The organism is Shimia sp. R9_1, from assembly GCF_017743775.1.
Taxonomy (GTDB): domain Bacteria; phylum Pseudomonadota; class Alphaproteobacteria; order Rhodobacterales; family Rhodobacteraceae; genus Shimia.
This window is the reverse complement of the sequence record NZ_JAGHRN010000002.1, coordinates 586199-605961: the sequence shown is the minus strand read 5'-3', so window position 1 is coordinate 605961 and position 19763 is coordinate 586199. Positions and strand designations below refer to the sequence as shown.

Sequence of the window (19763 nt, the reverse complement as noted above, 5' to 3'; positions counted from 1 at the left end):
CGCCTTTGCTCTGCCACTCTTCTAAACCGGGCTCCTTCAGGCGAGCCAATCCAAGCCCTGCTCGGTGCGTTTGAGGGGATTATATTCAGCACTTACAGTGCCCTGAAACCCGCTTGCGTCCAGCATCTCGAAGAATGCCGGATAATCAAAGTGCTTGTTTTTGAGCGGCTCGTGACGATCCGGCAATCCACCTATCTGAATGTGCTTCACGCGCGCCTTGTGCTTCTCCCAGCAGGCTAGAGCGTCGCCGTGGATACGATGGGCGTGGTAGGTATCGAATTGAAGCGCCAAATTGGGGGCATCCACTTCGTCCAAGATTTCTGCTGCGAGGTCGAAATCATTTAAGAAGTAGCCCGGCATATCGACGTCGTTGATCGGCTCGATCGTCAGCTGTTGCCTGGGGGCAAAGGCGCAGGCCCATTTCAGGTTCTCAACAAAAGTCTCGCGCGCCAGAGCTCCGCTCGCCGCCCCCGCCATAATATGGACCACATCCGCCTGAAGCACCTCCGCATATCGCAGAGTTCGGCGAAAATCGCGTTGGAACCGCTCAGACAGGCCAGGGACAGCAGCGAACCCTCGTTCTCCACCGGTATAGTTGGGCGGAGGGCAGTTGATCAGCGCCAGTGAGAGCCCGTTACGCACCAACTCGCGACGCGTTTCCGGTGCAGGGACATCATAAGGAAACAGCACCTCTACTCGGTTGAACCCAGCCTCAGCAGCGGCTTCATAGCGCTCAAGCTCCGGAAACTCGGTGAACAGCATCGTCAGATTGGCGGCAAATTTCGGCATGTTTTCCTCCTGCTAACGCGGAGTATTCCAGCTTTCAGACCAATCAAACAGTCTGAATTTAAGTGCTTTTTAGCGGTATCGGCAGGATATTGCCTTAGCTCGATGCGCTTGAAGGCAAGAAGGGAAAAAACACGCCAGACGACATGACCCCAAACTGGCTTTCTCCATCCACTTCCTGATGCTCTGCTAACTCAACAAGACGATAAAACGCCTTACGTGTTATCCGAGCCTCCAAGTTAGCCCGCACGGTCACATATGGGCTTGGTTCTGCGCTCTCCGGGTCAATCTCAACCCGGATCGGATTGACCTGACCAGCAATCACGTTGTCGCCAACGTGGGTTTCAAATGTGAGGGTCTGATCGGCACCGCTGCCACTGACTTCAAAATCTTCGGCCACAAAAGGCACGTCTTCTACTGTGATGCCGACTTTTTCGACAGGCGTGACCAGCACATAGTTGTCACCATCCTTGCGCAAGATGTTTGAAAAAAGCCGGACCATGGCTGGTCTATTGATTGGGGTGCCCTGGTAGTACCAAGTGCCGTCGCGCGCGATACGCATATCAAGATCACCACAATGAGGTGGGTTCCACAGATGCACAGGCGCTGGGCCACGTCCTTTGGCGGCGGCATTGGCTGAACTGGCGATGGTGTCTGCAGTTACTTTCACAGGAAATTGTCCCCTCATTGGTTTTGCCATTTCATCTGAGCGCGCTACTGTCAACGTAAGCAGTATAAGGATACGGGAGAGTCAGCATGGCAGATGAGAGCGATCTTGTCGCAGAAATCGAAACTCTGGGCACCAAGCTGGCTGCGGCAAGAGAGGCGATCACGCGACGCTTTATCGGACAAGAACGTGTGGTCGACCTCACACTTTCTGCCTTGCTTTGCGGGGGACACGCGCTTTTGATCGGCCTGCCGGGCTTGGGAAAAACGCGGCTGGTGGACACGCTTTCAACAGTGATGGGACTCAATGGCAACCGTGTGCAATTCACGCCGGATTTGATGCCAGCGGACATCTTGGGCTCGGAAGTTCTGGAAAAAGCAAAAGGCGGGGCGCGCACCTTCCGATTCGTACCTGGGCCAATTTTCTGCCAACTGCTGATGGCCGATGAAATCAACCGCGCAAGCCCACGCACACAATCTGCCCTTTTGCAGGCGATGCAGGAAAAGCAGGTCACAGTTGCCGGCGAAGACCGCCCCCTCGATGCGCCGTTTCACGTGCTCGCCACCCAAAACCCTATTGAGCAGGAAGGCACCTACCCGCTTCCCGAAGCGCAGCTTGACCGCTTTCTGGTACAAATCGATGTGCCGTATCCTGATCGCGACACAGAGCGTGACATCCTTCTGGCCACCACGGGTGTGGAAGAGGACGAAGCTCACGAAGTCTTTACGGCACAAGAGCTGATTGATGCACAGACTCTGCTGCGCCGCATGCCCGTCGGAGAAAGCGTGATGGAGCTGATCCTCGATCTCGTCCGAGCCTGCCGCCCCGATGATGAAACCGCCGCCGAAGCCGTGCGTGAAAACGTTGCCTGGGGGCCGGGTCCGCGCGCCGCGCAGGCACTGATGATGACCGTTCGCGCGCAAGCGTTGTTGCAGGGTCGCCTTGCACCAAATGCCCAGGACGTGATCGACATGGCCGCACCGGTGCTCAGCCACCGCATGGCATTGACCTTCGCGGCGCGTGCCCGCGGCGAGTCCCTTGCCGATCTGATCGCTCAAACCGTCGCACGATTTGATAGCGTGGGAGCAGCCGCGTGAATGCAGCCCCCCACCTGCGCAGCCGCGCCGAAGCGGAAGCCGCTCGCCTCCCTCCCCTCCTTGCACAGGCGGATCATTTGGCAGGCACTGTGCTGTTGGGGGAACACGGCCGACGCCGCTCTGGTATGGGAGACGATTTCTGGCAGTACCGTCCCGTACAGCCCGGCGATAGCCTACGCATGATCGACTGGCGGCGTTCCGCCAAATCAGACGCGCAATTTGTGCGCCAGCGCGAATGGCAGGTGGCGCAATCCATCATGATGTGGATCGACACCGCCCCATCGATGCAATTTGCCAGCGATCCTACTCTCCCGAACAAAGCAGATCGTGCACGTCTTTTGGCGCTTGCATTGGCGATCTTGCTGATCCGCAGCGGGGAACGGGTGGGCCTTACCGGCACCGATCTCCCGCCCCGCCGCGGCGAAGCACAGATCCTGCGATTGGCCGAAATGTTTCTGCGTGACGATCTTGACGGAGAACTGCCCGACTATGGAACACCAGAGGCCCGCGCCATGCTTCCCCACGCTAGGGCCGTATTTGTTTCCGACTTCATGGGAGACTTTGACGCCGTGGCAGCGGCGCTCGCCAAGGCCTCAGATCGTGGCGTGCGCGGCGTGTGCTTGCAAATTCTCGATCCGGCGGAAGAGAGTTTTCCATATCGTGGCCGTGCGATCTTTGAGAGCATGGGCGGCGGGCTCACACACGACACCAAGAAAGCGGATGATCTGAAAGATCGTTATTTGGAACGCCTCGCCGAACGTCAGGCAGCGCTAAAGGATCTCTGCCGTGTCACCGGCTGGCTATATGGCTATCACACAACGCAGCACTCCGCACAGTCTGCCCTGCTTTGGGCGCATCGTGCCTTGGAGAAACGCGCATGATCGGCGGCCTCTCCATCGGATTTGCAACGCCTTGGCTTTTGGCATCATTGATCGCCTTACCAGTCCTCTGGCTGATCTTGCGCGCTATTCCACCAGCCCCAATCAAGCGCCGCTTTCCGGGCGTGGTCCTGCTTTTGGGCCTCTCTGATGAAGATACTGTCACAGACCGAACACCATGGTGGCTCCTTCTTTTACGTACACTTGCCGTGGCCGCTCTTATCATTGGCCTCGCTGGCCCCACACTTAACCCTCAGCCCAAAGAGGCAGGCAAAGGCCCGCTTCTGATTTTGATGGATGCAAGCTGGGCCTCATCCCCAGATTGGGAAGCCCGCCGTGAAATGGTGGCGGCCCTTTTGGATGAAGCCGCGCGCAATGGTCGCGTCGCAAGTGTTCAGCGGCTAACAATGCCGGAGCAGGTCCGTTTCCTACAGGCAGATGCCCTGCAAAGTCGCCTCGCAGGCGTCATGCCAATGGCATGGGCGCCTGATAAATACCGCATGGAGGAGTTTTCTGCCGACCTGACAACAACGCTCGGCGATCAGAGTTTCGACACGGTCTGGCTCTCGGATGGAATTGAACGCGAAGGCCGCAAGGAGTTGTTGGAAACACTGCAACAGCGTGGGTCTGTTCGCATCATTCAGACTGGCCTTGCGGTAACCGGTCTCCTGCCTGCAGCCTATGATGACGGGCGCTTGGTCCTCAATGCTATCCGCAGTCAAGCCGGGCCTGCGCGCGAAGTGACCGCCCAAGTTATTGGGACAGATCCAAGTGGCACCGAACGCGTTCTGGCCGCTCTGCCACTCACTTTTGAGCTCGGCTCCAACAAAGCTGAGAACGCCATCGTATTGCCGTCAGAACTACGCGCGCGCGTGACTCGGTTTGAACTGTCCGGCATCCGCTCAGCAGGGGCCGTTGCCCTTAGTGATGACAGCTTGCGTCGCCGTGAAATCGCTCTGATCGCAGGACGTGAGGACCGCGAAGGTTTGCAACTGCTTTCGCCTTTACATTACCTGCGCCAAGCCTTGGTTCCGACAGCGGATGTTATTGAAGGTGCACTGTCAGATATCCTCCCAGCTAACCCTGACGTCATTGTCATGGCGGATGTTGCGGTTCTGTCTGTCGGGGAAAGTGAAGCTGTGCTGAACTGGGTCAACGGCGGAGGCCTTTTGCTGCGCTTTGCCGGCCCGCGCCTTGCAGCCAGTGAAATCAGCCGAACAGAAGAGGACCCACTGTTGCCTGTCCGCTTGCGCGCAGGAGGCCGCAGCGTCGGAGGCGCTATGAGCTGGGGCGAGCCAAAATCGCTCGCGCCTTTTGAACAGGACAGCCCGTTCTTTGGACTTGAAGTGCCAGATGAAGTCACAGTGACCGCCCAAGTCATGGCGCAACCTGATCCGACGCTTGCAGACCGTGTCATTGCAAGCTTGAGCGACGGCACACCACTGGTGACACGCAAAGCTGTCGGAGAGGGTCAAGTTGTCTTAATGCATGTCACCGCCAATGCCGAATGGTCGGGACTGCCGCTTTCCGGTTTGTTTGTTCAGATGTTAGATCGCCTCGCCGTGCTCAGTGCCGTGGGCACGGATGCGGAGACCCGGCTTGCAGGCACGACATGGCAACCTTTGAAGGTCCTGGACGGCTTTGGCCGATTGGAAGACGCCCAGACGCTGCCCGGTGTCAGTGGAGAAGCGTTGTCTGAGAGACAAATTGGGCCTGACCTGCGCCCAGGCCTCTATCGAGATGGAGATAAAATTCTTGCACTGCCGGTATTGCCCAACGACGCAAGCTTAGCGCCTGCGCTTTGGCCTGTTTCGATCCCGGTTGAAGGACTACGTGGCGCCGTAACTCGCGACCTTGCAGGGTTCTTCCTGTCAGCGGCACTGATCATTCTCGCTATCGACGTCCTGGCTTCGCTGTTGGTTTCCGGCCGTCTTTGGGGCGCGCGTGCTGCAGCGAGCCTCGTGGCCCTGCTGTGCGTCTCGCCAGAGGTCTACGCGGAAGACGAGTTCCCACCACCCGCCCAGGCCATTGACAGCTATGAGGTTGTTCTGGGCCATGTCCGTACGGGCAATGTAGATGTGGATGATATTGCGCTGGCAGGGCTGCGTGGTCTTGGGAATGTGCTGTATTTCCGCACCTCCATCGAGCCAGCGGAACCAACCACGGTTGATCTGGAAACCGATGAGCTGGCGTTTTATCCGTTTCTCTATTGGCCCATCACGTCAGATCAACCCATCCCGTCGCGTGAAGCATATGCAAAACTCAATGCATATCTGCGGTCTGGCGGTATGATCCTGTTTGATACGCGTGATGCAGATGTCGCGCGTTTTGGCACTTCCAGCCCGGAAGGCCGCATGTTGCAACGCCTCGCAGCTGGACTTGACATCCCTCCGCTCGACCCACTGCCCGAAGACCATGTTCTGACCCGGACGTTCTATCTGTTGCAAGATTTCCCGGGCCGCTACATGAACCGCGATGTTTGGGTAGAAGCGGCACCGCCGGATGCGGAGAAAATTGAAGGCATGCCCTTTCGTAACCTGAACGACGGCGTGACGCCGGTCGTTATCGGCGGCAACGATTGGGCTGCCGCTTGGGCGGTTGATACCCGTGGCAACACACTCTTCCCAGTTGGACGTGGCCGAGCCGGAGAGCGCCAACGCGAGTTATCATACCGTTTCGGGATCAATCTGATAATGCATGTGCTCACCGGCAATTATAAGAGCGATCAGGTCCACGTGCCCGCATTGCTGGATCGGTTGGGACAATGACGCGAGGCGCCGTATGACCGGAACAATGGTGTTTGACCCCATCGTCCCCATTTGGCTTCTGGCCGCATTGGCTTTGCTTTGTGGCCTTGCCGTTTCATTTGCGCTTTGGCGGGGACTGAATGGGTGGGGCTGGCGCGGGCTTGCCGGTCTTGTCGTGCTCGGAGCTTTGGCTGGCCCCGTCTGGCAAACAGAAAACCGCGCTCCATTGAGTGACATCGTTCTGATGTTGGTTGATCAATCCGCCAGCCAGCGCCTCTCAGATCGCGCTGCACAAACGGACGCCGCGGCGCAGGCGCTGCAATCCCGCCTTGAGACACGATCAAACACCGAAGTGCGCCGCATTCCCGTTCGAGATACCAACGGAGACGGTGGCACCGAGATGATGGCAGCGCTCTCTGAAGCCCTCGCGCAAGAGCCGCAGGGTCGGATCGCCGGGATCGTTGCTCTCAGTGACGGCCAAGTACACGACATACCCCTGGCGCCAGAACTGCCAGCGCCCTTCCATCTTTTATTATCTGGGCAGTCAGAGGACTGGGATCGAAGACTGATCGTGCGCAACGCGCCAGCCTTTGCGATCCTGGGGGAACCCGTCACCCTCACGCTCCGTATCGAAGATAGCGGATCAGCGCCTCAAAATATTGACCGCGTACCTTTGGACATCTCGGTGGATGGTGGGGAATCTGAACGCTTCATGGTGCCCATTGATCGTGACATCGAGCTGCCTGTTACGCTGCCTCATGGTGGGCGCAATGTCATCCAGTTCACCGTCCCTGTCACGGATGGGGAGCTGACAGACCGCAACAATGCTGCGCTCGTGCAAATCAACGGCGTTCGGGATCGGCTGCGGGTGTTGCTGGTTTCCGGCGAGCCGCACCCAGGGGGGCGCACCTGGCGCAATCTTCTGAAATCAGATGCCTCCGTAGACCTTGTGCATTTTACAATTCTGCGGCCTCCGGAAAAACAGGACGGTGTGCCAGTCAGCGAGCTTTCCCTGATCGCTTTCCCCACACGCGAGCTGTTCCTCGAGAAGGTCGAAGACTTCGATCTCATCATCTTTGATCGCTACCAACGTCGGGGCATTCTGCCTTCGCTTTATCTTGAAAACGTCGCGCAATATGTGCGCAACGGCGGCGCTGTCCTTGTCGCCGCAGGCCCAGACTATGCCAGCGCCGACAGCATCTACCGATCCCCTTTGTCCGAAGTGTTGCCCGCCAGCCCAACGGCCCGCGTGGTTGAAGAGGCTTTTAGAGCTGAAATCAGCGAATTGGGGCAACGCCACCCCGTAACAACCGGCTTGCCCATGGAAGGCGACTGGGGCCGATGGCTTCGGCAAGTGGAGGTCACGCCCGACGAAGGCGATGTCTTGATGACCGGATCCGACAACCGCCCCCTTCTGGTTCTGAATCGCGTGGGCGAGGGGCGCGTCGCGCTCCTAGCTTCAGATCATGCGTGGCTCTGGGCGCGCGGATTTGAAGGCGGTGGGCCGCAGCTCGAGCTTTTACGCCGTTTGGCCCATTGGATGATGGGCGAACCTGAGCTTGAAGAAGAGACGCTGTGGGCAGAACCCACGGGTCAAAACCTGCGCATCATCCGCCGAAGCCTATCTGAAGAAGTCGGTGAGGTCACAGTTACGACGCCTTCTGGTGACATCGAAACTCTTTCGATGAGCGAAATTAGCCCGGGTCAATTTGAAACGCGCTTTGAGGGTGCGGAAATTGGCCTCTACCGGCTGAGCCAAGATGACAAGGAAACTGTTGTCGGCCTCGGACCTGCCGCCCCGCGCGAGTTTGAGCAGACAATCGCCAGCGCGGAAGTTTTGGCCCCACTTTTGGAAGCCACCCGAGGCGGAGTGCTGCGTCTGGAAGATGGCGTGCCGAGCGTGCGTAACGTGCGCGAAGGCCGACCAGCTGCCGGGCGCAACTGGATTGGCCTGACACCGCGCGAGGCATATGAAACACTGGATGTAGCCCAAGCACCGCTCCTGCCAGCATGGCTGGTCCTGCTTCTGGCCTCAGGCTTCATCCTAACAGGATGGTTGCGTGAGGGGCGCAACTAGGCGCGTTTGCGGCCAGCCTTACGAAGTTTGCGACGCAAAACTGACAGCAGACCGGCCTCGCGCTTACGCGCTTCTTTCTCCGTGTCATAGCGCAGCAACAAAGGAAGGCTCAGCGGATCATCTTCAGGCTCAGGAAAGGCGCGCGGCGCGCTCACCTCATCGCCCAAGGAATGCTGCCCCTTGGTGTAGACCTGTACGCTTTTGAAAGACTGCGGCGTTTCGGTGATAACTCCAGCGACCTCCCGCGTATCGATCTCGTCCATAGCGCTTTCAATATTGTCAAATTCCACACCCGCCAGATCGTTGATGTCAAATCGCCACCAACGTAGATGTAGCAGCCGCTCAATCACGTCACGATCAAACCTGAACCGCAGGTGCGCCGCCGGCAGCCCGGCGACGATCGCGTATGGCGGTACGTCTTTGGTGACAAAAGCATTGCCCGATACGATCGCCCCATGCCCTATTTTCACGCCCCGCCGAATGGTGGCTCCGGCGCCAATCCAAACATCATGACCAATGCTCACACACCCTTTGGCGCCATTGTTATTCGCTTCGGTACGCGCCACACGACGCCGTTTGGTCGCTTCTTTTTCCGGGGGATAAAATTTAAACTGCTCAAAGGTGTATTGGCTCGGTGAGGTCGATAGCCAGTTGGTCGGATGCTCCCCTTCACCTATCGTCACGCCAGGTCCAACACTACAATATCGACCTATCCGATCGACATAACGCACGATCCCGGTGCGCAGATAGGAATACATCCCTATTTCGAGGTTCTGATAGTAGAATATTGGGGCATTGTTGAGTTGGCTTGGCGCTTCAAACCGCACCTGTAGGTGTTTTCCTCGTGTATCAATACCCTGCGTCACCCGCAGACCTTGCTGCGACAGCTCCCCAAACGGGCGTAGCTCAGAGGATTTTACGTTCGACACTTTTTGGGTCTCTCACCATGGGATCTCTTCTTTATCCACTACGGCGGTTAAGGATCCATTTACCGCGATTGCATGCGAATTGCGCCACCAATCGCGTAAGAACAATTGAAAGGCAAAAACAGGTTCCTTCACCCTCTGCACCACGGTAAAACGCGGTGATTGAGGCCAACAAACCCTGTGGAGCAAGAAGAGCATGGCACCCAAGCCCGTTGTTTTGTGCATTTTGGACGGCTGGGGGCTGTCTGAGCAAACTGAAGCCAACGCACCCTATTTGGCCAATACCCCAAATTTTGACGCAATGCTGGCCGATGGACCGCATGCCAAGCTGATCACGCATGGACCAGATGTAGGTCTGCCGAGCGGACAGATGGGCAATTCCGAGGTGGGCCATACCAACATTGGCGCTGGCCGCGTTGTGGCGATGGATCTCGGCCAAATCGACCTCGCAATCGAGGATGGCTCTTTCTTTCAGAATGTTGCGCTGCAAGCGTTTATCGCCAAGCTCAAGGAAACCAGCGGCACGGCACATCTAATGGGCGTTGTCTCCGACGGAGGGGTTCACGGTCACATCACGCATGTATTGGCCGCAATGAAAGCCATCACCGCCGCAGGTGTGCCCGTGATACTGCATGCCGTAACAGACGGACGCGACGTGGCACCCAAATCTGCTCTGGGATATCTCGACACATTGTCGTCCGAAATGCCCGAAGGCGCACAGATTGGCACCGTTACTGGCCGCTACTACGCGATGGACCGGGACAACCGTTGGGAGCGCGTCTCGCAAGCCTATAAAGCGTGGACTTCGGGCATTGCCGTGCACAGTGCAGCTGACGCCAAAGCCGCCATCGACGACGCATATGCGCGTGATGAAAGCGATGAATTCATCACAGCTACCGTGATTGGTGACTACGCAGGAGCAAAAGACGGTGATGGCTTCTTCTGCCTGAACTTCCGCGCCGACCGCGCCCGCGAAATTCTTGCCGCGCTGGCGCAACCGGGCTTCTCCGATTTCGACGTGACCGCTCGCCCCACTTGGTCAGCCGTGCTGGGCATGGTCGACTATTCCGAAGCCCACAATGCCTACATGACCACCGCTTATCCAAAGCAAGAAATCGTCAACACGCTTGGCGAATGGGTCGCCAAACACGGTAAAACCCAATTCCGTCTCGCTGAGACTGAAAAATACCCCCACGTGACATTCTTCTTAAATGGCGGAGAAGAAACACCCTCTGAGGGCGAAGACCGGTTCATGCCGAAATCGCCCAAGGTCGCGACCTATGACTTACAGCCTGAAATGAGTGCGGAGGAGGTCACCGGGAAATTCGTTGCTGCGATCGAGCACGGCTATGATCTGATCGTTACCAATTTCGCAAACCCAGATATGGTTGGCCATACTGGAAACCTTAAGGCTGCTATCGCGGCCTGTGAAGCCGTCGACCAAGGGCTTGGCAAGGTGCGCGCCGCGCTGGAAGTAGCGGGCGGTACGATGATCGTCACTGCCGATCACGGAAACTGCGAAGTTATGGTCGATCCTGAAACGGGCGGACCGCACACAGCCCACACCACCAATTTGGTGCCTGTGGTGCTCGTGAACGGACCGGAAGGCGCCGTTCTGCGCGATGGGCGACTGGCTGACTTGGCTCCAACCCTTTTGCAACTCATGGCGCTGGGACAACCTGTCGAGATGACCGGGGAGAGCCTGATCTCTTGAGACACCCCAGCATCTTTGCGGCTGCACTTGGCTTGTGGCTCACAACAACACTTGCGCTGGCAGAAACCAATCCGTCTGAAGCTGCACGAGAAGCAGCAACGCAGCTGGAAGAAGCCTCGGTCGCGCTCGCGCAAGCCAAATCCAGCCGGGATCGCGTAAAATCTCTGACCAAAGTCGTTCACGCCTATGAGACCGGCCTAACGGCCTTGCGCGCAGGGCTGCGGCGCGCGTCCATCCGCGAAGCACAGCTCTCCAAACAGCTCAAAGCGCAAGAGACAGAGATCGCTAGCTTACTGGGTGTCTTGCAATCCATGAGCTCAGGCCCGGCACCAGTGGTACTTGTCCATCCAGGTGGCCCGATGGGCACCGCCCGATCAGGTATGATCATCGCAGAGGTAACACCTGCTCTTGAGGCCAAAGCGGCGCAAGTGCGTCGTGACCTGGAAGAAGTCACCATTCTGCGCAGCTTGCAGGAGGGAGCAGCTGAAACGCTTCAGATCGGATTGACCGGTGCCCAAGACGCCCGGACGGCTCTCAGCAAGGCGATTGCGGATCGCAAGGACCCGCCTCTGCGCTTCGTTGAGGATCCGGTGCAAACCGCTTTGCTGATAGCCTCCACAGAAACCCTAGAAGGCTTTGCCAGCGCGCTCGTTGACCTGCAAATAGAAGGCTTGGAAGACGTCACACTTCCGGATGTGAACGACCGCAAAGGCCAGCTTGCACTCCCCGTGGCATCAACCGTGCTACGCCGCGCAGGGGAAGCAGACGCCGCTGGCATCCGTCGCCCCGGGCTTGTGCTGGCAACCCGCCCAAGCGCTCTGGTCGTCACACCAACACCAGCGACGATCCGCTATCGCGGGCCGCTTTTGGATTTCGGAAACGTGATGATCCTTGAGCCGCAGCCCGGCGTACTCTTTATACTCGCAGGCCTTGAACAGGTCTTTGGAGATGTTGGGCAAGTCCTATCGGAGGGCGCTCCAGTGGGGCTGATGGGGGGAAACGGGCTGGAAACCGGTGCAATTCTCTCACAGTCTGGTGATGGCTCTGGCAATGCTCGACCAGAAACGCTCTATATAGAGGTCAGAGAGGGCAAATCGCCCGTGGACCCGGAAACCTGGTTCCAAACGAATGAGGATGGATAAGCAATGAAGAAATTCGTCGCCGCCGCAGCAGGAGGCATCGTGGCGGGGCTTTTGGTCACCACTCAGGTGGCCGGGCCGCTACTTGCGCAAGAAAGCGAGCGCAAGACCAACGTCTATGAACAGCTAGACCTGTTTGGCGACATCTTTGAACGCATTCGCATTCAATATGTTGAAGAAGTGGACGAGGGGGACCTGATCGAAGCAGCAATCAACGGCATGCTGACGTCGCTCGATCCTCACTCCAGCTACCTCTCACCGGATGACGCAAGCGACATGCGCGTGCAAACACGCGGCGAATTTGGCGGGCTGGGCATCGAAGTCACGCAGGAAGAGGGCTTTGTGAAAGTCGTCTCTCCGATTGACGATACGCCTGCGGCCTCCGCTGGAATCGAAGCCGGGGATTTTATCACCCACGTGGACGGGGAAAGCGTTCTAGGCCTAAACCTTGATGAGGCAGTTGAACGTATGCGCGGCCCGGTGGGCAGCGAGATCGTGATCACAGTGGTGCGCGAAGGCGAACCCGAACCGTTTGACGTCACCATCATCCGTGACACCATCAAGCTCACCGCTGTAAGGTCTCGCACCGAAGGTGACAGCGTTGTTCTGCGTGTGACCACGTTTAATGACCAAACCACTCCGAACCTGGAAAGCGGCTTTGCCAAGCAGGTTGAGGAACTTGGTGGCATGGAAAACATCAACGGCATCGTGCTCGACCTTCGCAACAATCCAGGCGGTTTGCTGACCCAAGCGATCAGCGTGTCTGACAGCTTCCTTGAAAAGGGTGAGATCGTCTCGACCCGCGGCCGGAATCCACAAGATGGCGAGCGCTACAACGCGACACCCGGCGATCTGGCTGAAGGCAAACCGATTGTCGTGCTGATCAACGGCGGCTCTGCTTCTGCATCAGAAATTGTGGCTGGTGCCCTTCAAGATCATCGCCGCGCAATTGTTGTTGGCACCAAGAGCTTTGGCAAAGGTTCCGTGCAGACTGTGATGCCGCTGCGAGGTGATGGTGCGATGCGCCTAACGACCGCGCGCTATTACACGCCGTCTGGCCGCTCCATCCAAGCCCTCGGCGTCAGCCCGGACATCGTTGTGGAACAACCCCGCCGTGCACCAGAGACTGAAGAAGAAGAGGAAACCAACCGCAACATCCGCAGTGAAGCGGATCTGCGTGGCAGCCTCAACAACGACAGCCTGACTGAGGACGAACGTCGCCAGATCGAAGAAGATCGCGAGAAAGCCGAAGCCGCGGCCAAGCTGCGCGAAGAGGACTATCAGCTCGCCTATGCGCTCGATATCCTCAAAGGCCTCTCAGCCCTCGGCCCAACCGAGTAATCGGGTCCATAGAAAACGCGAAAGGGCGCTGATCATATCAGCGCCCTTTATGTTTTAAGAGCACAGCAGGCTTTACTCAGCTGCCCACTGAGGTTCTTGATTTTCTTCCCAATCCTCTTCGTCTACGGACAGTTCCGAAGAATTGGACACAGCAAAGTGCGACATGAGGCCGGAGAGCCTTTCTGCATTCTGGCTGAGCAGTTGGCCCGCAGCGCTTGTTTCTTCGACCATCACAGCATTTTGCTGCGTCACTTGATCCAGCTGAGACACTGATTTATTGGCCTCTGACAATCCGTTCGCCTGAGACGCCGAGGATTCCGCAATATGACCAACAAGCCCTGAGATATGGCTCACGCGGTCAGAAATGCTGCGCAGAGCTTCGCCTGTTTTTGCGACCAAATCCACGCCGTGCTCAACCTGTTGCGTGCTCTTGGAAATCAGGTCTTTGATTTCGCTTGCTGAATCCGTTGTGCGATGCGACAGGCTGCGCACTTCAGATGCAACCACGGCAAAGCCACGTCCGGCATCTCCGGCGCGTGCAGCCTCAACCCCTGCATTCAATGCCAGAAGATTGGTTTGGAATGCGATGTCGTCGATCACGCCAATGATCTGCGCAATCTGTGCGGAGCTGGTTTCGATATCCTGCATCGCTAAGACCGCATCTTCGACCACCTTACGGCTTTCCGCAGTTTCATCGCGGGCGTTCTCTGTCGTAATGGCCGCATCTTGCGAGCCACTCGCAGCGGATTGCACGCTGTTGGTCAACGCTTCGATAGAAGATGCCGTTTCCTCAAGCGTTGCCGCCTGACTTTCGGTGCGATACGCCAAATCGTTGGAGGCCTGACTGATCTCAGCGGAACCGTTACGGATCGACTCTGCCACGCTGACCACTTCCTGAACGGTTTCATTCAGCGTTTCGGCAGTTGTGTTGAAATCATCTTTCAACTTGGCATAGCCCGCGGTCAACTCTGCTTCGATACGATAACTCAGATCACCATCGGCCAATTTCGCCAATCCGGTGCCAATCGCATCCACAGCCGCCATCTGCTCGGCTCGGTTCTTTTCGCGCTCCGCTTCGGCAACCCGCGTATTTTCTTCTTTCTCGACAAGACCGTCACGGAAAACCTTTAGCGCATTCGCTATTCGCGCGATCTCATCACTCGCCCGTTCGAACCCTTCGACAGGGCTCATATCCCCCTGAGACAGGCGCTCGGTGGTTTTGCTGATCGCATTCAACGGACGGCTGATCAACACGTAGCTGAGCAGAAGCGCAACACCGACCAACCCAAGCGCTGCCCAGCCCATGAGCATGAGGTGTTCTTTCACCTGCGATGCATCGGCAGCGAGCGCTTTGGCCTGAGTGGTTATGGTGCCTTGGCTTTCCAAACCACGCATGGAGGCCTGACCAGCAATCTTGAGCACAGCATCCACCGTTTCGTTGGCCGCTTCGGTCGCTGAACCATCCGCTTCGATAGACGCGATACGGAACGAGGCAAGCCCCAGCCCAGGCTCTGCAATTGCGGTGATTTGATCGATCATCTCAGCGATGCGCCCATCTCCAAAATCCCGATAAGACACCAATTTCTGAGCGGCCGCAGACATAGCCTTTTCTTCGCGCATCGCAGCATCAACTGTATGGGCAGTCACAACTTTCAAAGCGTCACTCTGGAAGACACCAAGCGCGGAATTGATCTCCAGCAGTGCATTCATAAAGGCCACTTCGTTGTCAAGAAGCCCTTGGATGGCTTCTCGGTTCCCAGTCGCGGCATCGTCAGCCGCGATTGTAAGCTCAAACAGCATATCGTCCACGGCGCTCACAAGAATGGCGTCCGCACGCTGGCGAATGGCCAAAACCTCATCGCGTGGTACACCTCGGCCAATCAGGCCTGCTGAAATCGCTTTGAGCAATCCGGCAGAGACCTCCTGCAAAGAGTCCGCTACCGGCGCACCAGCTTCAAAACCCTCCAGAGTGGTAAGGGCTTCTTTCAATCGGTTGTGCGACGAAATACCAAGATCCGACAGTATCGAGCGCATCGAGCGATCTTTGGACGTAGACATCGCCAAAGACACCCCCGTCAAAAAATTGATCTCAGCGCGCGTGTCCAATAGTGCCTGCAGCGTTGCAAAGCGCGTGTCGACCAAATCAAGCAATGTGGCATCAATTGAGGTCATCGTATCCTCGCCCTGCACCACAATGTCAAAATAGGCGTCGTCAGCAATTTCCAGCAATGCACCGGTCAAGGCCGCCCCTGCGGCTTGCAGATCCGCAATCATTGCATTGGATTGGGCTGTGCTTTCAAAGGCTGTTGTGCGGGCTGAGATCGAAGTGCGCAACGTATTACGCACTTGTGTTAGATCGGCCTCAAATTCGGCTTTCACTTCTTCCGGCAGGCTATCTACGGCAGACGTAAGCTCCGCGCTCGAAGCGCGCACCTTTTGCGAAGCGGCTTCCAGCTCTTCAGCATTATTGGCCACCAGCACAGCGATCATCGCATCTTTCGTGTTGTTGGCCGACATAATCAGAGCGTTGCTTTGCGCCAGTTTGGGGAGATCACTCTCCGTCATCTTGCGCACACTTTGATCAACACGATCAAAGGACTGATAATTCACATAGCCAGCACCAAAAGCGACAGCCATGAGCGTAAGCAATAGGAAGGTGATTTTACCGCGTATGCTCGACAGGACATTCAGTCGGCGTAAAATCTGAGACGCTCGTGAGCGGAGCATGGTCGTACCTCTAGATAATCTTTTGGCGAAGTGCCCCGCCGAAACAGGCGGGGCAATTTGGCATTTTCACGAACTTGCGTTTTAAGAACCGCCTGCAGCGACAATAGGTGTAAAGCTCCCGTCAGCAGCGATACGGGTTAGGAAGACGTCGTCCATGCCCTGATTGTCGCCCGCGCCGAAAGTCATGGTCACACCACCTAGATCGACAGCTTCAAGTCCTGCCATCGCCGCCAGAAAACTTTCGCGTGTCAGAGATTTGCCAGCTGCATTCAGCCCTTCGATCGCCAAGCGCCCGACCATGTAGCCTTCCAGCGTCACAAAACCCGGCTTCTCTTCTGCATCCACTGCAGCCAGTGCTTCGGTGTACTGTGCAACGACAGGGATAGAGGCATCCCAAGGAAACGGCACCACCTGGCTGATAATCACGCCCTCACCATCTGCACCCAATTCATTGGCCAACGCCGATGAGCCCACAAATGAAATATTCACGAACTCCGCATCGATCTTCATCTTCCGCGCCAACTTGATAAATTCGGCGACCGGCTTGAAAGCTCCAACCATCACGACGGCATCTGGCTTGGCCTTGCGGATCGACAGAAGCGCCTTTTTCACGGCAACTGTGTTACGAGTGTAGGTGCCCTCTGCCGCAAGGCTCATACTGCGTTTTTCAAGCGCAGCATTCACACCTGCCAACCCCACACGGCCAAAACCATCGTCTTGATAGAGGATCGCGATGTTTTTCAGCCCTTGCTGGTCAACCAGGTATTCGATCCACGCTTCTGTTTCGGCGGCATAGGTTGCGCGCACATTGAATATATTGCCATGGCTCGCGTCGCGCAAAAATCCTGCGCCTGTGAACGGGCCAATGAAAGGCATGTTGGCTTCCGTGGCGATCGGTTGTGTCGCTGAGGATGTTGGCGTGCCAACGGGGCCAATCAAGCCAATATGATTGTTCCCCTCCACGACAGATTTGACCAAAGTCGCAGAACGATCCGGCTCATAGCCATCATCCATGCTTTCCAGTTTCAACATGCGACCATGCACGCCGCCCGCAGCATTCGCCTCCTCAAAAGCTGCCATGATGCCAAGGCGCATACCTGTGCCAAGTGCGGCAGCTGGCCCGTCCAACGCGGCAACCTGTGCAAAGGTCACGCTTGTATCGGTTATGCCTTGCTCTGCATTGGCAAACATAGGCAAAGCGGCAATTGTGGCTGCCGCGAGCATCGTGTTTCTGAAAAACATGTAAAGATCTCCGGTTCGCTGATCTTCACAGTCTCTGAATCACCGTCATAAGTTTCCGTTAATCGGCTTTTGGCTCGGATGCTTAAGGGTATTCATTTTCAATCTAATTTGAGCTGGATTGGATTGATAGTCACTCATCTATAAAACTATATATGTATTTCAGAGGCTTATGGGGTTTTCGGTTGAATAGAGAAAACGACTCAACTCTCAATTCAAAGTTGCTTCGTCAATTTTCCCTCAACACACAACTAAACCCTAGAGCGTGTTGATGTCTGCGGTTTAAAACCATGCATTGACTTTGAAACCCCATATTCAGGCTGCGATCTTTTTTAGTCGCGCTCTGATTCTCTCAACTCAGCTCAAGAGGTCAAATTGACACCCAGCTTCCAATCCGCTAGGCCGCCGCCTTCACCACACTTTCAAGAGAGACAAAGGTTGGGTCATGGGACGTAAGCGCAAGGGACGTGATATTTCTGGCTGGCTCGTGGTCGACAAGCCCGCAGGCATGACGTCCACGGCTGTGGTCAACAAAATCCGCTGGGCTTTTGACGCAAAGAAAGCAGGCCACGCAGGTACCCTTGATCCCGATGCCACCGGCGTGCTTGCCGTGGCCCTTGGCGAAGCCACCAAAACTGTGCCTTTCATCACCGATGCGCTGAAGGCTTATACCTTCACCGTGCGTCTGGGTCAGGCCACCAACACCGACGATGCCGAAGGCGAAGTGATCGCCCAATCCGATCTGCGCCCTTCTGACGAGGATATCAAAGCTGCGCTGGGTCAGTTTGTGGGTGACATCATGCAGGTGCCGCCTAAGTTTTCCGCGGTGAAAATCGACGGCCAGCGCGCCTATAAACTGGCCCGCGATGGCGAGGATGTGGAACTTGCCGCCCGCCCGCTCTGGGTCGAAGAGCTGGTGATGGTAGACCGCGAAGACGAAGACCACGTCACCCTTGAAATGACCTGTGGCAAAGGCGGCTATGTGCGCTCCATTGCCCGTGATCTGGGCGCGGCGCTTGGCTGTCACGGCCACGTGCGCGAGCTGCGCCGCATCTGGTCCGGCCCGTTTGACGCCGCTGATGGCCTCACCATCGAACAGATCGACGAAATGGCCAAACAGCCGGAGCTCGACACCCACCTGCGCCCGCTTGAAGAGGGTCTTGAGGAGCTCACCGAGGTCAAAGCCACCCCAGATGGCGCCACCCGTCTGCGCAACGGCAACCCCGGCATGGTGATTGCCCATGATGTGGAATACGGCGAGGAATGCTGGGCCAGCTATGAGGGCGAGGCCGTGGCCGTGGGCATCTTCAAGGCGGGCGAGCTGCACCCCAACCGGGTGTTTGTGAAAGCCGGATAACCCCGGTCGCTGCTCTATGATCACGCGCCATTTTCAGAAAGAGGATGCCACCTCCTCCGCGATCTATTCAGAGTGCGAAACCTACCGCTATGCGCTGACCCGTGTGTGGGACGATACGCAGCCGCGCGTGCTCTTCATCATGCTCAACCCCTCCAAGGCCACAGAGCAGCAGAATGACCCCACCATCGAGCGCTGCGAACGCCGCGCCCGCGCGCTGCGGTTTGGCGGCTTTCGCGCGGTCAATATCTTTGCCCTGCGCGAAACCGACCCGAAGAAAATGCGCGCCCACCCGGCCCCGACCGGCCCGGACAATGACGCCATCGTGGCCGAAAGCTGTGACTGGGCCGATGTCATCCTTGCCGCATGGGGCGCCCATGGCGACCACCTGAACCGCGGCTTTGAAATGCGCGACGTGCTCGCCGGTCTGAACAAACCCATGCACACGCTGGGCCTGACCAAAGCAGGCCACCCCCGCCATCCGCTCTATATCTCCTACGCCCAACAGCCCGAGCCTTGGGATCTGTCCGCGCATTAGGCGGCGTCTGACGCACAAAACCCTTTTCTTTTTGGCCTCTGAGGACTAAATACGCCCATCCACCGGAGATTCTCCGGCGGATTTCTCTATGGACCTTGCTGGACGACATCCCGGCTTGCGCCCGAAACCCTTTGATACAGGAGACCCCGATGTCGATCACTGTTGAAGAAAAAGCACGCCTGATGAAAGAATTCGCGACCAAAGAGGGCGACACCGGTTCTCCGGAAGTCCAGGTTGCGATCCTGACATCCCGCATCAACACCCTGACCGAGCACTTCAAAACCCATAAGAAAGACAACCACGGCCGCCGTGGTCTTCTGAAAATGGTTGCTCAGCGTCGTAAGCTTCTGGACTACACCAAAGGCAAAGACGAGGCGCGCTATCAGGACCTGATCAAGCGTCTGGGCATCCGTCGCTAAGACGCCGCTCACTGCGAGATTATCTGAAACGCCTGCTCCCACGAGCAGGCGTTTTGCTTTGGGCCGCCCGCACGGCTTTACGCCAAGTCAAATTTGACAGTCCCGGCACAAGCA

General features: G+C 57.1%; 15 protein-coding genes. 10 read left to right on the top strand and 5 right to left on the bottom strand.

Going from position 1 to position 19763, the window contains the following annotated elements; translation table 11 throughout:
- Positions 1-36: 36 nt before the first annotated feature.
- Complete coding sequence (locus J7399_RS09220; RefSeq protein WP_209085515.1) at positions 37-789, bottom strand: TIM barrel protein; 753 nt, start codon at positions 787-789, stop codon at positions 37-39.
- Between the two features lie 94 nt (positions 790-883).
- Positions 884-1486, bottom strand: coding sequence for a DUF1285 domain-containing protein (locus J7399_RS09215; RefSeq protein ID WP_209086089.1), 603 nt, complete (start codon positions 1484-1486; stop codon positions 884-886).
- A 56-nt stretch (positions 1487-1542) separates the two neighbouring features.
- Here J7399_RS09215 and J7399_RS09210 point away from each other — a divergent pair, with 56 nt between their 5' ends.
- From J7399_RS09210 to J7399_RS09195, 4 genes are read left to right on the top strand one after another with little or no spacing between them, the layout of a single operon-like run.
- Entirely contained in the window at positions 1543-2550 is a 1008-nt protein-coding gene (locus J7399_RS09210; RefSeq protein WP_209085513.1) for a MoxR family ATPase, read from the top strand.
- Entirely contained in the window at positions 2547-3431 is an 885-nt protein-coding gene (locus tag J7399_RS09205; RefSeq protein ID WP_209058794.1) for a DUF58 domain-containing protein, read from the top strand. Before J7399_RS09210 ends, J7399_RS09205 begins: the two co-directional genes overlap by 4 nt.
- The gene (locus J7399_RS09200) at positions 3428-6196 is read left to right on the top strand and encodes a DUF4159 domain-containing protein (RefSeq protein WP_209058790.1); all 2769 of its coding nucleotides are present in this window, start codon (positions 3428-3430) and stop codon (positions 6194-6196) included. Before J7399_RS09205 ends, J7399_RS09200 begins: the two co-directional genes overlap by 4 nt.
- Positions 6197-6209: 13 nt before the next feature.
- A complete protein-coding gene (locus J7399_RS09195) occupies positions 6210-8252 on the top strand; it encodes a glutamine amidotransferase (protein WP_209085511.1) in 2043 nt (680 codons plus the stop codon).
- On the opposite strand, the gene J7399_RS21090 is transcribed toward J7399_RS09195, so the two are convergent.
- On the bottom strand, positions 8249-9181 hold the full coding sequence (locus J7399_RS21090; RefSeq protein WP_348539450.1) for a CatB-related O-acetyltransferase: 933 nt from the start codon (positions 9179-9181) through the stop codon (positions 8249-8251). The genes J7399_RS09195 and J7399_RS21090 overlap by 4 nt on opposite strands.
- A 193-nt stretch (positions 9182-9374) precedes the next feature.
- On the opposite strand from J7399_RS21090, the gene gpmI reads away from it, so the two are divergent.
- From gpmI to J7399_RS09175, 3 genes are read left to right on the top strand one after another with little or no spacing between them, the layout of a single operon-like run.
- Positions 9375-10892, top strand: a complete 1518-nt coding sequence (gpmI, locus tag J7399_RS09185; protein WP_209085509.1) for a 2,3-bisphosphoglycerate-independent phosphoglycerate mutase — start codon at positions 9375-9377, stop codon at positions 10890-10892.
- Positions 10889-12034, top strand: coding sequence for a peptidoglycan DD-metalloendopeptidase family protein (locus J7399_RS09180; protein ID WP_209085507.1), 1146 nt, complete (start codon positions 10889-10891; stop codon positions 12032-12034). Before gpmI ends, J7399_RS09180 begins: the two co-directional genes overlap by 4 nt.
- Positions 12035-12037: 3 nt before the next feature.
- Positions 12038-13372: a S41 family peptidase gene (locus J7399_RS09175; protein WP_209085505.1), complete on the top strand. Its 1335-nt coding sequence runs from the start codon at positions 12038-12040 to the stop codon at positions 13370-13372.
- Positions 13373-13444: 72 nt separating this feature from the next.
- Here J7399_RS09175 and J7399_RS09170 read toward each other — a convergent pair whose 3' ends face one another.
- The gene (locus tag J7399_RS09170) at positions 13445-16099 is read right to left on the bottom strand and encodes a methyl-accepting chemotaxis protein (protein WP_209085504.1); all 2655 of its coding nucleotides are present in this window, start codon (positions 16097-16099) and stop codon (positions 13445-13447) included.
- A gap of 81 nt (positions 16100-16180) precedes the next feature.
- Positions 16181-17341: an ABC transporter substrate-binding protein gene (locus tag J7399_RS09165; protein WP_209085503.1), complete on the bottom strand. Its 1161-nt coding sequence runs from the start codon at positions 17339-17341 to the stop codon at positions 16181-16183.
- 442 nt (positions 17342-17783) lie between these two features.
- Between J7399_RS09165 and truB the strand changes: the two genes are divergently transcribed.
- The 3 genes from truB (at position 17784) to rpsO (ending at position 19649) form a co-directional block, all read left to right on the top strand.
- Positions 17784-18695, top strand: a complete 912-nt coding sequence (truB, locus tag J7399_RS09160) for a tRNA pseudouridine(55) synthase TruB (protein WP_209085502.1) — start codon at positions 17784-17786, stop codon at positions 18693-18695.
- A 16-nt stretch (positions 18696-18711) separates the two neighbouring features.
- Positions 18712-19230, top strand: coding sequence for a DUF1643 domain-containing protein (locus J7399_RS09155; protein WP_209085500.1), 519 nt, complete (start codon positions 18712-18714; stop codon positions 19228-19230).
- Positions 19231-19379: 149 nt separating this feature from the next.
- Entirely contained in the window at positions 19380-19649 is a 270-nt protein-coding gene (gene rpsO / locus J7399_RS09150) for a 30S ribosomal protein S15 (protein WP_058241030.1), read from the top strand.
- The last annotated feature ends 114 nt before the right edge of the window (positions 19650-19763 follow it).

Excerpts from the sequence above, each read along its gene's own strand:
- J7399_RS09220 (WP_209085515.1), bottom strand. The coding sequence starts at position 789 with ATGCCGAAATTTGCCGCCAATCTGACGATGCTGTTCACCGAGTTTCCG.
- J7399_RS09215 (WP_209086089.1), bottom strand. The coding sequence starts at position 1,486 with ATGGCAAAACCAATGAGGGGACAATTTCCTGTGAAAGTAACTGCAGAC.
- J7399_RS09210 (WP_209085513.1), top strand. The coding sequence starts at position 1,543 with ATGGCAGATGAGAGCGATCTTGTCGCAGAAATCGAAACTCTGGGCACC.
- J7399_RS09200 (WP_209058790.1), top strand. The coding sequence starts at position 3,428 with ATGATCGGCGGCCTCTCCATCGGATTTGCAACGCCTTGGCTTTTGGCA.
- J7399_RS09195 (WP_209085511.1), top strand. The coding sequence starts at position 6,210 with ATGACCGGAACAATGGTGTTTGACCCCATCGTCCCCATTTGGCTTCTG.
- gpmI (WP_209085509.1), top strand. The coding sequence starts at position 9,375 with ATGGCACCCAAGCCCGTTGTTTTGTGCATTTTGGACGGCTGGGGGCTG.
- J7399_RS09175 (WP_209085505.1), top strand. The coding sequence starts at position 12,038 with ATGAAGAAATTCGTCGCCGCCGCAGCAGGAGGCATCGTGGCGGGGCTT.
- J7399_RS09170 (WP_209085504.1), bottom strand. The coding sequence starts at position 16,099 with ATGCTCCGCTCACGAGCGTCTCAGATTTTACGCCGACTGAATGTCCTG.
- J7399_RS09165 (WP_209085503.1), bottom strand. The coding sequence starts at position 17,341 with ATGTTTTTCAGAAACACGATGCTCGCGGCAGCCACAATTGCCGCTTTG.
- truB (WP_209085502.1), top strand. The coding sequence starts at position 17,784 with ATGGGACGTAAGCGCAAGGGACGTGATATTTCTGGCTGGCTCGTGGTC.
- J7399_RS09155 (WP_209085500.1), top strand. The coding sequence starts at position 18,712 with ATGATCACGCGCCATTTTCAGAAAGAGGATGCCACCTCCTCCGCGATC.
- rpsO (WP_058241030.1), top strand. The coding sequence starts at position 19,380 with ATGTCGATCACTGTTGAAGAAAAAGCACGCCTGATGAAAGAATTCGCG.